This window comes from Orrella marina (assembly GCF_003058465.1).
In the GTDB taxonomy this organism is placed as follows: Bacteria; Pseudomonadota; Gammaproteobacteria; order Burkholderiales; family Burkholderiaceae_B; genus Algicoccus; species Algicoccus marinus.
The window spans coordinates 185,045-198,892 of the sequence record NZ_CP028901.1; the positions used below are offsets into that span (position 1 = coordinate 185,045).

Sequence of the window (13,848 nt, forward strand, 5' to 3'; positions counted from 1 at the left end):
ATGCGCTCATTAAACATCTTCGTGAACAAAAGACATGTTGCGACCCTTCACGAGGAGGCGGCAACATCGGGCCGACCAGGCTATCGGTTGCTCTACGAAGATCATGTCAGACCCGATGAACACATTTCTCTAACCTTGCCGGTCTCTAAAAAGGCTTATTTTTTTGATGATATGCCATTTTGCCTGAAACAGAATTTCCCTGAGGGTGAGCGGCTCCAGAAGTTCCTTGAGTTGCGACGCTACGTTGATGTTTCTGACGATTTTGGCATTTTGTCCATCATCGGGCAAAACATGGTGGGCCGAGTCAGCGTGTCGCCAGGCAAAGAACCTCCCAACGCAACAACACCGATTATCGCGCTTGATGAGATCACAAAAAGCGGACGCGAACATTTTGAGAGGATTTTGCTTGATTATGGATCAGGACAGGGTGTTTCTGGCGTTCAGAAAAAAATCCTGGCACAGACCGATCCGCGAGCAGGAAAAAGAGATTTCAGCAAGCGTGATCCACGTACTGTTCTTAGCGAAAAATTCATTATCAAGGGGTTTGTTGAAGAAGACTTTCCTGCGTTGGCCGAAAATGAATTCTGGACAATGCGCGCTTCACAACGATCCGTTATCAACACGGCAAACACCCACCTTTCGCAAGACTTATCCGTCATCGCGGTGGAGCGCTTTGATACTCTGCCAGATAGCGACAACCGTCTTTGCCTTGATGAGGCCGGGGCTCTCATGGGATTTTCCAATGATCAGAAATACCTGGCGAGTTATGAGGTTGTTGCAGATGCGATTTACCGTTTTTGTGGTAACAAAAAGGCTGATGGTCTGGCGTTTTTCTCCCAGCTGGCTTTCATGGTCGCAACACAAAATGGAGATGCGCACCTAAAGAATTTCGCCATCCTGAGTGACGGGAAAGCGCAGCCTCGACTTTCACCCGCTTATGATCTTGTTTCAACGTGCGCCTATGTTGATTATGGCAAGGGGGAATTTGAAAATCCAGCGCTAACGCTGGACAACGAAAGGTGGGAAAAGCACTGGTGGAGCCTGGACGCTCTTTTCCAGTTTGGCAGGTATGCGCTAGAGCTGGATGAGGCGGATATGGAGTCGGTGGTTGGCGCCATTGGAAAAGGCTTGACGGACACTGTGTATGAAATGCAAAAGGCAGCTAAAAGCCCCTCATTTCGAGACCTAATCATGCCCAAGATGGTTGAACAATGGCTCAACCCTTTTAGTGGCGCAACACACCTTCCTCCAGGCTGCGTTGAAAAGTAAGAAATCGAAATCGAGAAAATCCTGCCAGCCTTTGGGCTTAAGCCAGACACGGAAACCGAGATCATGCCGTTCATCAACACCAGGATCGATGTCTTCTGGCACGTCCCTCTGTGTCAGAATGGTTGTCGCCTCGATAAGTTTTGAACCCGAGGGTGGTTTTGGAAGATCAAATTGGCCAGATACGGACAAGCATTTAAAGACAAAGCAGTGGCACGGTTGTTGCCTCCCGAGAGCGCTTCGCTGGAAAAGGTTTCTCGTGAGTTGAGTATTTCTGTTCAAACCCTTGAGCGCTGGCGTGCGCAAGCTTTGACCATGCCCGCTCGCGAGCGGGCATGGTCAGCGGCGGCTCGATTCGAGGCGGTGCTCGTCACCGCAGCCATGGACGAGGCAGGCAAGAATGCGTGGTGCCGGGAGAAAGGCATCTACCCCCAGGAGCTTGATCAATGGCGACAGACAGCGACCCAGTCGCTGGCCGATCCGCAGGATCAGGCGAGTGCCAATGGCCAGCGATCCAAGGTCGATCGCAAGCGGATCCGGGAGCTCGAGCGCGATCTCAATCGCAAGGACAAAGCACTGGCAGAAACCGCCGCCTTGCTGGTGCTTTCAAAAAAGCTCTCGGCGATCTTTCCAAAGGACAGGGGCGAGGACGAATGATTGCCCTGAAAGATCGCCAGACACTTGTCCAGCACATTGATACAGCCCATCAGCAAGGGGCCAGGCTTGACCGTGCCTGTTCACTGGCGGGTCTGACCATCCGGACGCTTCAGCGATGGAAACGTGATCAAGACAAACTCACGGTGGGTGATCGTCGCCCGCTTGCTGCCCGACCAACCCCGGCCCATGCACTGACACCGCAGGAACGTCAGCGGATTCTGGACGTGGCCAATGAAAGCCGGTTTGCTGACTGTCCGCCTGCGCGCATCGTGCCGATGCTGGCTGACGAAGGCGTTTATATCGGCTCTGAGGCTACGATCTCTCGCGTACTCAGGCAGCACGGGCAGACCACTCACAGAGGCCGTACACGCCCGCCACAGCCCTCCAGAAGACCCACCACGCACGTGGCCACGGGACCGGGTCAGGTCTACTGCTGGGACATGACTTATCTGCCTACGCACGTGCAAGGACACTGGTTCTACATGTATCTCATTCTGGATCTGTACAGTCGAAAGATCATCGGGTGGGAGGTGCATGAAAAGGATGATTCAACTCATGCTGTCGCCTTGCTCAAGCGCACGGCGCTGGCTGAAGGGGTGCATGCCATGGCCGACAAGCCCGTCATGCATGGTGACAATGGCAGCACACTGAAAGCCACTTCGGTGCTGGCCATGCTGCACTGGCTTGGTATCGAGCCGTCGTACTCGCGCCCAAGGGTGTCCGATGACAACGCGTTCGCCGAATCGCTGTTTAAAACAGCCAAGTACCGACCCGAGTTTCCGGCCCATGGATTCAAGTCGCTGGAAGCTGCACGTCAGTGGGGGGCGACGTTCGTGCATTGGTACAACCATGAGCACCGCCACAGTGGCATCCAGCACGTCACGCCGGATCAACGGCATCGTGGTGAAGACATCAAGATTCTGGATGCCCGCCATGCGCTGTACCAACAACAGAAACGGAAGAATCCGGCCCGTTGGTCAGGACAAACCAGGAACTGGTCGCCGGTCGGTGCAGTCACCCTGAACCCGGAACGAGAGGAGGCGGTGAAAGCCGAGATTCAGATCAAAGATAAAAAGCGATTTGTTGCATGATTCAGGCGACAACCCCCTTGACATGCTCCGACGTTGAGCAGGCAATCCGGATCAGCAAGTCAGACTTGCTGGCCAGACCGATCTATCACCGCACGCAGGATGCGATTCGTTCGCATATCGTCATCTGCTTCATAGCCTTGATGATGGCGAAGTATCTGGAGATCAAAACTGGCGTCTCGATCGGGCGAATTCGCGATGATCTATGGAAAGTGCATGATGTCCAGATTCGAAACAACCTGACCGGCTTCGTCCATTTCCTAAGGATGCAGTCGGAATCCTCATTGGTCAAAAAGTTGGTCGGCCTACTGGAACTCGCAAACACGTACTAATTGGCAGAACTCAGGAAAATTACCCTCTTATTTTTCCAATTTTGACCCCACTTCCGTACCCATTAATGGGCACCTCGAAAAACCTCTGACTTTCGTTGGCCTACTGGTTTAGATCTTGGTAAAATGTAGCTATCACTACATTTTGATTGAATTGCCATGCACCGTAGCGCCATCAAGCACGACCTCTTCGCTGACAAGGAACACAAGAGCAAGATCGATACGCTCGGTGATCCACTGGCCGAAATCGAGAAGCATATCGACCTTGCTGCCCTGGCCGCCAAGGTTGACAAGGTGGCACCGCGGGTGGCCTCACCCAAAGGCGGGCGTCCTGCCTATCCGACTGAAACCATGGTCAGGATCCTGGTGCAATAGGAAAGGTTCTTGACTGCGCCTGTGCAACCTGTCAGACGAAGCAATGGAGTATCAACTGCTGGATCGCATGAGCTACAAGCGGTTCTGTGGCCTGACCGACTCCCGAACCATTCCCGATCGCACGACCATCTGGACATTTGAAAACCGCATTGGTGAAGCAGGTGCCAAGGCGCTGTTCGATGGGGTTGACAGCCAGCTCTGGGCGAAAGGCTTCATCGCCCGCTCTGGACAGATCATTGATGCCACGATCATTCCGGCTTCAAAGCAGCACAACCGTAGTGCCGAGCGTGATCTGATCAAGCAAGGTGCCATGCCCGCAGACTGCAAGCCTGCCAGCGACGTCAGAAAGACACCGATGCCACCTGGACGAAGAAGCACGGCAAGAGCTTCTTTGGCTACAAGCTTTCCATCAATGTCGACAACAAGTACAAAGTGATCCGCAACTTTGAGACTGACACCGCCAGTGTGGGTGACAGTGACCATTTCAACGCTGTGATTGATCCGATGAACACCAGTGCAGATGTCTATGCTGACCGAGGCTATCCGTCCAAAGCCAGAGATCAATGGCTCAAAGAGAACGGCTATCGCAACCAGATCCAGCGCAAAGGTCAGGCCAACAAGCCGTTGTCCGAAGCCCAGCAGCGTCGCAACCATCGCATCGCCAAGACCCGGGCACGAGTCGAGCACGTGTTCGCGACCATGGAGCAGATGGGCGGCAAGATGATCCGCACCATCGGTCAGGCCAGAGCCTACTTTGCCATGACGATGATGGCCACCTGCTACAACCTGAAGCGGTTTGTGTACTTCCAGAAGCACGACATTAAGGCCTTCTGACGCCCAAAATGGGCCGAATCGCCGAAATCCGGGGCGATTCGAAGCAAAATCCGGTCAAAAAGTGAGCAAATCGCTCACGGAATCAGGAAAATTGCTGCCGATGACAGCCAGGTGTCGCGCGAACTTCGCCAGGTTCGTCTAAATCAGTTGTTAATCGAGGTGTCCTTTCAGGGCTAGCGCAGGAATACCTGCACCATTAACGGGGTGGAAACCGAATTGCTTGGACAGAGTCCGGTTGAATCAGTCGCCATTGCTTTCACCGTAACCTTTACCAGAACCCTGTGCAAAGATAGCTCTTTTGTCGGGGAAAACCTGGATAGAACGTAATCCAGGGTGTTTTGTGAATGATCCAGTCCTGAACTTTTGAACCGGGCGCGTAGTCAAACTCGCGGCGAAAGCCTTAATGTTCAGCTGCCGGTTCTGGTCTGGAATATCCCCGCTTCCCGCACAAGGTTACTTCAAGTCTTTAGGCCAGTTTAAAAAGGCTGAAGGATTTGCAACCGGCAATGTCATGATCACGGACTCAAGCTTTGACCCTTCGTCTACGGCACGCTCAAACTGGCCAACCAGGTGCTTGCCATCATGTAACTTGAACGTTTTAGCCCCTTCTTCAGTCAAAATGCGCACAACCCCGTTCGGCCCCCCCGAAAACGTTCCTTCAATCACATGGCTGTCGAACATGCTCGAAAACGTCACCTTCAAACTGGCCTTGCCATAACGGGTTGAATAGGCGCCAATATTCCAGAAAGTAAAGGTATATGTCTCTACCACCTTTATTTCGCCGTAGGTGCTGGTCAGTGACCCCGATGCTGTCACCTGGACAGGTTCAATCTGTGCGAGCGTATCACTGGATACGGTCTGATTCACGGGAGCCACCGCGTGTGGCAGCTTGCCCATGGGAGCCTTCACGTCATATTTGTCGAAAGGGTCTTGGGTTTGATACGCCATGTTAAAGACCTCATCGCTGATCTTGCCGGCTTTGTAGTCTTTTTTGATTCGCTCCCAGTCCTTTTGCTTCGACCACGCTTCTCTTTCAGCGCGCTCGAATTCTTCCTGATCTTCGGGTGAACGGCGACGGATAATGCCCGTGTTGCTATCGACATATTCGTCAAACTCAAGATCACGGACGTTCCCTTTGCTGTCCATATACTCTTGAGGTGTCAACCATGGCTTTTTCAGGGTTTTGCGTTTGAGCTTCTCAAAACGCTCGTCGTCTTCGCGTTGGTCAATAACCGGTTTGACGTTCTCTTCCCAAACCTCGTTACCTGCCCACGCTCCAACGATTGAACCGCCGGGCACGAATGAACCTGCCATCGCCCCGGCCCCTTCTGCGGCTTTTTTCGTGCCTCCTCGCCAGAGCGCGCCTTTGGCTCCGGTCGTGTCGCCTTCAACAAGATAGCCCGCACTTTCAGCTGCTATCGACACGACATCAAGCATCTCGAGAAAACTTCCCAACTTTGACAGTACTGTCCCTGCTTTTCTCGTGCTGTCTAAACTGTCTTTTGCGCTGCTTATTTTGGCGTCATACGGCTGACTGACTTTCTCCAGATTCTTGGCCGTTTTGACGGCGGCATTGCTATCAGGTACTTTGGGTTTCAGCTTGTCAGTGAACTTTGCAACGTTGGGATCTTTGGCTTTTTTTTCAGCAGTCTCTTTAATGAACTCTTGCGCCATTTCACCGTAAGCATTTGCCCCCTTCTCTATTTCATTGATTGCGGCACCGAAAGGCGCATAGGTCACCACTTCGCCTCCTTTCAGAAGGCCTTTTTCAAGAGAGCTGAGGCTACTGGTTTGACTGTCGTTGCCCGACTGAGCTGACACCCAGATCGGCTCACTGTTTTCAGCGTCACTGCGGGTCAACGGGACGACACTGAAACTGCTGGGCGGCGGCATAACGGCCTTCGTTTGGGCCAAGACAGGCACGACGATACCCAGTGACAAACCGACAGCAGTAACGAAACGAGCGTTCATTGGGCGTCCTCTGTGATAAAGCCGGAAAACCTGTAAAACCCGAAATCAACGATTTCCATATGATCATCGTCGCCGCGCAGGGTTAGCACCGCATAAACATCAGGATTGCGCCAGGAAGTAAAAAGTGCCACTGCGGTTTTACTGCTTTCCAGATAAACAACCGGCTCCAGAGTTGCCCATAGTTCAGGTTCGATCGCCTTGAAAATGTCGGCTGAAATAGCGGGTGGCAGTATTTTCCCCAAGGTGCCACGCTGGCCCGCGACAATGAGTTCATTCCAGGCAAAGCGCATCGCTCTCGCTTTGGGGTGATTGCCAAACAGCGCAGACAGATTGACCTGATGCTCCATCCATTGCAGAGCCGCACCTGCAACCATGGCCTCGCCCCCCGCTTCGCCAATATCCGCAAACGGGTTTCTTGTTATACCGGCCTCAAAACTGGCGATGGCATTGGTGGTGGAGGCATTGAGCTCACCGACTGCTTCGGGGGCATACCGCTTCCCGTTCATCCAGGCCAGACCCGTTGGAAACGGTGCCTTGGCGCCACGTGCGACACTGCCCATGGCCATGCCCACAACCACAATGCGCAGCCGGCTATCGGTCGAGCTACGAGACCATCCTGTCATGAGGACAATGTCGGCCCAAGGGTGTTGAAAAGCAACGAATTCAAGCTCGGAACCACCGGCCACGAAGTTGATCAAGCTATGACGAAAAAACACCGACCAACCATCGGCACCTGCGTCTTCGCGCCATAACGCTTTGCCCAATTCAGCAAACGTAAGGTTGGCGTCGGGTGTCGAGGCACTACGCAAAGCCATCAAAAAATTCTGAGAAGCCAGTGACCTGAAAGATTCGGCTTCCGCCCATAACTCGATAGCCAGTTTTGTGTCTTGTGCTTGTGCTTGTGCCATCCGCGGAATCACACACAGCCATAACGCGAGCACAAAAAACAGGGGTCGAAAGACAACGGCGAAAGCGCTCATGGCAAATATCCAGTTATGGTGCGTTATTGACAGGGTTACTTGAAGTTTGGCACCGGGTTTCGTGGCTTTAAGTCAGTTCAGGCTTGCTCCGCACTGGTCGCAAAAGTGGGCGTCCGCCTCAACTTCTTGCCCGCATTGATTGCAAATTCGCCGAGTGCCGCCACTAGCAAACGTGTCAGGTAGAGCCAGATCCTTTTCTTGATCGGCGATGAACAGCCAGTCGATATCTTCTTCGTCTTCGCATAGACCAATCGAGCCCCCATCAGATACAACGTAGACGCTGTCTTCATCAATCGGGTCTTCAGCATCGCTGGTTTGCGCCAGTACTAACAAACCCTCTGGGGCATACGCGGCATCAGAATTGGCAAAAGACCACTGACCTGCAAGGCTTGTGGCATATTCTGCAGCCTCATGCAGAGATTTAAACTGTTTCATAATGGTGTCCTTACGCAATGGTCTGGTCGCCCCTGCCTGAGGCTATGGCATCGAGGTGCCTTAAAGTGAGGGTATTAAATCAAACAATACGCGACAGGAGGAGTTCCATCATGAAGATTACAGTCATTGGCGTTGATCTGGCAAAGAGCCTGTTGCCAGACCCGACTCACGGACGTGTCATGGCCACCAGTCCCTCGGTACCATCGGGTAATGTCAGCGTGCCTACCGCATATTGCGCTCCGTTGTGAGAATAGAACTGCTTGATGCTCAGATTCATCGGACCATACCCGTACAACGTCCCGTTCTTCCATTTCATGTTCAAGACGGTATCTTCCATCCGGGTTTCATCAATATCTTCATCACCCGCAAACATATGAGACCAGTCCAGAGTGACCGCACCATTCCCCTCGGCCCCCGACAGCGTGAGCGTTAGGAAGTCATAAAGTCGGCCGGTGTCCTTCGCCTCAGGGTCGTAGATAAACAGGCATTTCCATTTGGCGGCCAGGTTGTCGAAGTCCGTTTCGCGAGTGACTCCTTTGGGCACGCCGTTCTTTTCCACGTCATCCAGATACCATTTGAAGTCCTCAATGGACGGCCTTTCTGCGGTGGATAGACGGATTCCATTGACTGCTGGCTTTTTGGATGTGTGGACTTGCTGGGCCTGAGCCGCCGGCAACACCGTGCAGGGCGCAAATATAATGACACCAGCCGCTGCAACCCAAACGGTATTTGCAACGATCTTTTTGACCTCCGACCGATTTTTATTCAACGTGTTCCCCTTTCATGTAATTGACACTTTTTGGTGACGACAGCATTTCACTGTAGCCAGAAAAACACGACCTACTTGAGTAGCAGGTTGTTGCACCTTTTGCAATGGTCGTTATGGATTGGGTTTCTCATTGAGCAAACATTACAATAAATAATACGTTCTTTCGACTTGTCGTATTTTTCGTAGGTACCGAATGCGGGGTGGTAACGCACCCGATCCCCCACTGACAAGTAGTCGTAGATATCCCTTCTGCAGTCTTGCTCGACAATCGTTTTTTCTTCCCGTTCGCGGTGGTAATTGCCGTGGTGTATTCTGTGTACGTAATATAGTTGCTGTCATCTTTTCTTTGTCACTTGCTGCGATCTTTGCTGGACTTGTTAATTACGACACCTTCCCATGCAGGTTTTTTGGCTCTGCGCAGCGCACTCAGGTTCGCAACAAGCATAAACAAGGCAACACCCACCTCGATCACAACGGCTTCCCCGAAAGGAAGTTCCTCGATCAGCAAGTCCGCGGCTACAAACCCGAACAACGGCACCAGGGTCAGTATCCACGTGCAGCCGATACTGCTTTTACGGCTTTTACATGCCGCCTCTAGACTCTCCGGGTGGTTGCATGGTTTGAAAACCCAACCGTTGGAGTCGTCGATGCGTGAAAAGCCGACGCCTGTGATGTCGCTTCAATCACGGGCAGTCGGCCTCTGGGCACCACAACCTGCACAGAATCGCGCATGTTCAGGAAGGGTTCAACCGCATGAGTGGCACGAGTGATCGTCTGGCCGCTTCGTCGAAGCACCACATCCCGAACAAAACTGCGCGTCACCTGGCAGTTTTCTGCCGCACGCTGAACACGTTATTTCAGTGGCTTTGGATGCAGCCATAGGTTTCTTGACGCTCTGATCTGACAAGCGTTGAGACTTTTTCCGTTGACGTATGACCGTACGGCTGACCAGCAGCAGCAAAAACAGATAACCAAACGGAGCTAGAAAATGGTAAGCAATGGCCAATTCGCCCATTTTGCTGAACTCGACCAGGGCACCGGGTTTGTTGATGTAGGGAAAAACGGGCAGATAACTGATGCGTTCGGTACGCGTTTCACCAGCTGAAAGACGTGGCCATGACTCATCGCTGAGATAAATAACGTAACCACGGTAACCCTTCCCGTTGACCGTGAAGTGGTAACCCTTCGACACGGTGCGAGAACGGTTTTCACCCGCATTTCGGTTGTCAAGGCGGCTCTCATAGCTGTCTATTGTGCCCACCGTCGTCTGCCCCCAAAACCCCAATACAAGCGTACTGAGGCTGATATACATGGCAAATAGCAAGCAGGCATAGACGATGCCCAGTATGGGCCAGGGGATTGTTTTGCTTTTTGGCTTTACCATAGTCGTTATTATTTTAGTATTCCTGATTCGCGACGAGCCTCAACTAGGTATTCCGGTCGATCGTGACCGGGAATTCCGGCATCGTGACCACCTTTGGGTCAGTGGTTTGGCCACGATATCCGATCTCAATCGCTTCCAGGTTGTTCGTACACGCAATAAGTCGAACAATCTGCAGAGATGGTTGCCGATCATCATTGACTTGACGAGCGAGAAACATCTCTAGACTCATGCCTCGCGTCTGATCGGTACGATGCGATCAAAAATCCACGTAAACACAAACGTGAAAACCAGAAAGAACACCAATAGCGCCACTTCCATCTTAAGCGCTTGAAGTGGCCCCACCTGGTACCACCACATGAATAGCGGGATCAAAATAACCACCAGTCCGACTTCGAATCCCATCGCATGGACAACGCGCAGGGCCGTGGATCGAGTCCGTATCTTACGTCGCGTCTCCCATTGCTCGAAGAGTGTGTTGTAGATAAAGTTCCAGACCACTGCGGCGAGAGAGCTCGCTGCAGCCACTGGTAACGATCCGTGTACCTCGCCTCCGCTCAAACTCATGAGGAGCAATGTCGCCGATGCGATTGCGAAAGTTTCGAAGAGCAGAACGTAGGTGATCCGGCGAGCGAGTGGAGAGAGCATCATTCACATCCAATCCGACTTAATTTGAATTGACTAAAAATCTTGCGTCAGCAGTTATAATACGATCGTATGTTAACAAAATCAGGGAGAAAATCAAGTGGCCAGACCAAGATCGATCGATCGTGAACAGTTGCTCGATTTAGCACTGGATTTGGTTGCGCAAGGGGGGGCGCTTCGTTGACATTTGGCTCACTGGCGAAAGCGGCCTCCTTGTCAAAGGCGAGTGTACAAGCGGTGTTTGGAACCCGCGAGACAATGATTGAGGCACTTCTGACCAGGTGGATGGCTCGCGAAGCCGAGACGTATCAGGCCATTCTGGGTAATGAAAGCTCTCCTGGTGCCCGGTTGAAAGCTCACCTCAAGTCCACACAAACAGAAGAGACTCATGTCAGCCGGACCGCTTCCGCGCTGCTCGCCACTCTGGCAAGCAGCGGCAATGCGAGCAAAGAGATTCAAAACTGGTACCGGGTTCGCATGGACGGTCTGGACGCAAATGATCGGGAAAGCCGGCAGCGCCGACTAGCCTTTCTGGCAGGAGAGGGAGCATTTTTTCTGCGAAACCTCGTTGGTTTGGAGATCGACGACGAAAAATGGGCTTCAATTTTTCGAGACATTGACGAGATGGTGGGTTGATCCAGCGTAAACGGAGAGTTGCGCGCCCTTGGCTTGTACCCGAAATGACACTTGGCCGAATGCTCGGAATCCTTGCAAGAGATCGCTAAGCGGGTATGGCAGACGATCGCCACCGGCATTTCGGCTAATCTGAACGCCTTCAGATCATCCTCCATCCACCTTTGTCATATAACCGCCACATTGACACCACATCGCCTTGGTCACAAGGGCTTTCCGGTTGCTTGCCTGCTCGTCCTCTCGTCCTCTTGCTTCACTTTGGTCACTGTGACCAGCTCGCAGCGGGGCTTGCATCCGAAAGTGTGCGTCCATGGCGCACAAACAAAAAGCCCAGCTTTGTGAGTTGGCCTAAGTGCTAGGATTTTTGGCTCCCCAACCTGGGCTCGAACCAGGGACCTACGGATTAACAGTCCAGTTCCGCATGGTTTCTGGTTGCTCTAGAGAACGCCTGTAACATTAAAATCAAACACGTACGCGACAGAGAACGACAGCAAGCGACAGTCTCCGACCCTTGGCAGCACCTTCAACGCTATCATTTGAGCTGTCAAAATCGCCAGTTCAGGTACTACCATTACCGGGTCGAACGCGGGGCCCAAGCATGCTTGTTTATGAAGCATGTTTGGTAACAGGCCGTATATGATGAACAAAAATATACACATATAATGTGTTGATGACTATGCGCATCATTTACGTGGTTGCTTCAGGAGACTCATAATGCTCACCGCAAGCCCAGCACGCAGCGCCACCAAGCGCGCCACCAAGCGCGCCACAAACGTCTCGTTGGCCGAAGACATCCTGACCCAGGCCAAGGCCCTGAACATCAATATTTCTCAGGCCGCCGAAGCGGGAATTGCGCAGGCTATTTCACGCAAGCGCGCAGAGCGTTGGCTTGCCGAAAACCATGAGGCGATTGAAAGCTCTAATGCGTTCGTTGAAAAGCACGGGTTGCCACTGGCTAATTACAGGATGTTCTGATGGGTCTGGAACGCTACAACGTTTACCCCAACCCGTCAGGTCCAGGGTATTTACTGAATGTACAGGCTGACATCATGCAGCCTTTCAACACGCGTGTTGTGGTGCCCTTGCTGTCACGGGACGACGCTCCCAAGCCCGCGGCCACACTGAACCCTTTGTTCGACATTGACGGTGTCGAGCATGTCATGGTGACCCAATACATGGCTGCGGTTCCGGCTAAAGAGCTCAAGAACCCGGTATCCAGCCTTCAGCATCGCCACGATGTCATCGTGGGGGCTATCGACTTCTTGTTTCATGGTTTTTAGGTGAGCCAAGGGCTGAGTGCGAATTCCGATGATCGTGACCACTCATTCCGGTCATCGTGACCACCTCGACTTCTGACTGTGTATTTCTGAGGTTCCGGGATCGTGACCAGTGATTCCGGAGTCGTACTCCGAACCGGGTTTTTATCATCTGGCGTGGGCGTGGTCACGAAGTGAGATTCTTTCACTTTGCATGGCCGGAGCGCGTCAGGGTGGCATTGTCCGAACGGTGTGGTGCTTATGGTGCGACGGAACCCTATTCAAAACTATCAGGCACGTTTCCTGCCATGCAATATTAGTAGTCGTTTCCTATGTAACCTTCAACCCTTGACTAACCCTTGACCGAATCTGGCGCTATGGTGGCGGTCTGGAGGTGGTTAGTGTTTATAAAGGTGCGCAGACCTGAACATGCCCAGTCCTGCACTCTGGATTGATGAAAAGTACTTGCAAAGTGCTGACATGAGCCGACCAAAACAAAACGCCAACCCCGGAGGATTGGCGTAAGTGCTTGAATTTTTTGGCTCCCCAACCTGGGCTCGAACCAGGGACCTACGGATTAACAGTCCGGCGCTCTACCAACTGAGCTATTGGGGAATCGCGAAGAAACAAGACTATACCAATTATTTTTATAGTTTGCAACCTGGGTCTGCGAGACTTGGCCAGGTCTCACTACGAGCAAGACTTTTGATGTCCAGCTTCAGACCAATCGTAAACAGCAGTAATGTCACGGCCAGATCGGCAACCAGCTCCAGTGCTGCAGGCTTGTCCAGGCCCGAAAGGTTGTAAGCAAACCCGGCTAGGAAAAAAGCCGGCCATTGGAGGTAGGCCGATGCGACTCAATGCAAGCCCGAAGATGAGCGCAAAGTCAACCCGAGTAACGAGCACGGTCGAGCACGGTATTTCCTGAGTTGTATATTGAGAACTCTGGCAGTGTAAAGACTCAGCCTCCTCGGGCGTGCTCGAGCTGGCAGCATCTATCGTGTTGTGCAAATCGTTGGATTCACCGGTCTATGGTGTGAAGAGGCGAGTTGTCTGAACAAAATTCTTGTTTCTGCTAAAATCTGCGCTTCGCCGATGTAGCTCAGTTGGTAGAGCAGCGCATTCGTAATGCGAAGGTCGGAGGTTCGACTCCTCTCATCGGCACCAGATTTTCCTAATTCATTCAACGTGTTAGGGCTTTCTCGCTACTTGTCTTGTTCTGCATTTGA

Annotated in this window: 12 protein-coding genes, 2 tRNA genes and 2 pseudogenes; 8 read left to right on the forward strand and 8 right to left on the reverse strand. The window is 52.4% G+C overall.

Features of this window, described 5'->3' with window-relative positions; genetic code table 11:
• From DBV39_RS00865 to DBV39_RS00880, 4 genes and pseudogenes are all read left to right on the forward strand, one after another.
• Entirely contained in the window at positions 1-1,269 is a 1,269-nt protein-coding gene (locus tag DBV39_RS00865; protein WP_108619946.1) for a type II toxin-antitoxin system HipA family toxin, read from the forward strand.
• A gap of 171 nt (positions 1,270-1,440) precedes the next feature.
• A protein-coding gene (locus DBV39_RS00870; protein ID WP_108619947.1) for an IS3 family transposase occupies positions 1,441-3,014 on the forward strand; the annotation gives its coding sequence in 2 pieces (ribosomal slippage) (positions 1,441-1,885 and positions 1,885-3,014; 1,575 coding nt in all).
• Between the two features lie 32 nt (positions 3,015-3,046).
• Positions 3,047-3,343: pseudogene (locus DBV39_RS00875) on the forward strand (IS1634 family transposase); the annotation flags it as partial.
• Positions 3,344-3,499: 156 nt separating this feature from the next.
• A pseudogene (locus DBV39_RS00880) lies at positions 3,500-4,549 on the forward strand (IS5 family transposase).
• Positions 4,550-5,002: 453 nt separating this feature from the next.
• Here DBV39_RS00880 and DBV39_RS00885 read toward each other — a convergent pair.
• From DBV39_RS00885 to DBV39_RS00910, 7 genes are all read right to left on the reverse strand, one after another.
• Entirely contained in the window at positions 5,003-6,520 is a 1,518-nt protein-coding gene (locus DBV39_RS00885; RefSeq protein WP_108619949.1) for a hypothetical protein, read from the reverse strand.
• Positions 6,517-7,500 (reverse strand): hypothetical protein, encoded by a 984-nt coding sequence (locus DBV39_RS00890; protein WP_108619950.1) that lies wholly within the window; start codon positions 7,498-7,500, stop codon positions 6,517-6,519. Before DBV39_RS00890 ends, DBV39_RS00885 begins: the two co-directional genes overlap by 4 nt.
• 72 nt (positions 7,501-7,572) lie before the next feature.
• The gene (locus DBV39_RS00895) at positions 7,573-7,935 is read right to left on the reverse strand and encodes a zinc ribbon domain-containing protein (RefSeq protein WP_108619951.1); all 363 of its coding nucleotides are present in this window, start codon (positions 7,933-7,935) and stop codon (positions 7,573-7,575) included.
• A gap of 166 nt (positions 7,936-8,101) precedes the next feature.
• Positions 8,102-8,704, reverse strand: coding sequence for a hypothetical protein (locus DBV39_RS00900; protein WP_108619952.1), 603 nt, complete (start codon positions 8,702-8,704; stop codon positions 8,102-8,104).
• A gap of 349 nt (positions 8,705-9,053) precedes the next feature.
• Positions 9,054-9,242, reverse strand: coding sequence for a hypothetical protein (locus DBV39_RS19745; RefSeq protein ID WP_227870746.1), 189 nt, complete (start codon positions 9,240-9,242; stop codon positions 9,054-9,056).
• A gap of 207 nt (positions 9,243-9,449) precedes the next feature.
• Entirely contained in the window at positions 9,450-10,088 is a 639-nt protein-coding gene (locus tag DBV39_RS19750) for a zinc ribbon domain-containing protein (RefSeq protein WP_227870747.1), read from the reverse strand.
• 225 nt (positions 10,089-10,313) lie between these two features.
• Entirely contained in the window at positions 10,314-10,736 is a 423-nt protein-coding gene (locus DBV39_RS00910; protein ID WP_108619953.1) for a PACE efflux transporter, read from the reverse strand.
• Between the two features lie 174 nt (positions 10,737-10,910).
• Here DBV39_RS00910 and DBV39_RS00915 point away from each other — a divergent pair, with 174 nt between their 5' ends.
• The 3 genes from DBV39_RS00915 to DBV39_RS00930 all read left to right on the forward strand — a co-directional run bounded on the left by DBV39_RS00915 (position 10,911) and on the right by DBV39_RS00930 (position 12,643).
• Positions 10,911-11,366 carry a TetR/AcrR family transcriptional regulator gene (locus DBV39_RS00915; protein WP_108619954.1) on the forward strand — a complete coding sequence of 152 codons (456 nt, stop codon included), beginning with the start codon at positions 10,911-10,913 and terminating at the stop codon, positions 11,364-11,366.
• Positions 11,367-12,077: 711 nt separating this feature from the next.
• Positions 12,078-12,338 carry a type II toxin-antitoxin system CcdA family antitoxin gene (locus DBV39_RS00925; protein ID WP_108619956.1) on the forward strand — a complete coding sequence of 87 codons (261 nt, stop codon included), beginning with the start codon at positions 12,078-12,080 and terminating at the stop codon, positions 12,336-12,338.
• Positions 12,338-12,643, forward strand: a complete 306-nt coding sequence (locus DBV39_RS00930) for a CcdB family protein (protein ID WP_227870748.1) — start codon at positions 12,338-12,340, stop codon at positions 12,641-12,643. The genes DBV39_RS00925 and DBV39_RS00930 overlap by 1 nt, the downstream gene beginning before the upstream one ends.
• 515 nt (positions 12,644-13,158) lie before the next feature.
• On the opposite strand, the gene DBV39_RS00935 is transcribed toward DBV39_RS00930, so the two are convergent.
• Positions 13,159-13,234: transfer RNA gene (locus DBV39_RS00935), tRNA-Asn, on the reverse strand.
• 476 nt (positions 13,235-13,710) lie between these two features.
• Here DBV39_RS00935 and DBV39_RS00940 point away from each other — a divergent pair.
• A tRNA-Thr gene (locus tag DBV39_RS00940) sits at positions 13,711-13,786 on the forward strand.
• Positions 13,787-13,848: the final 62 nt, after the last annotated feature.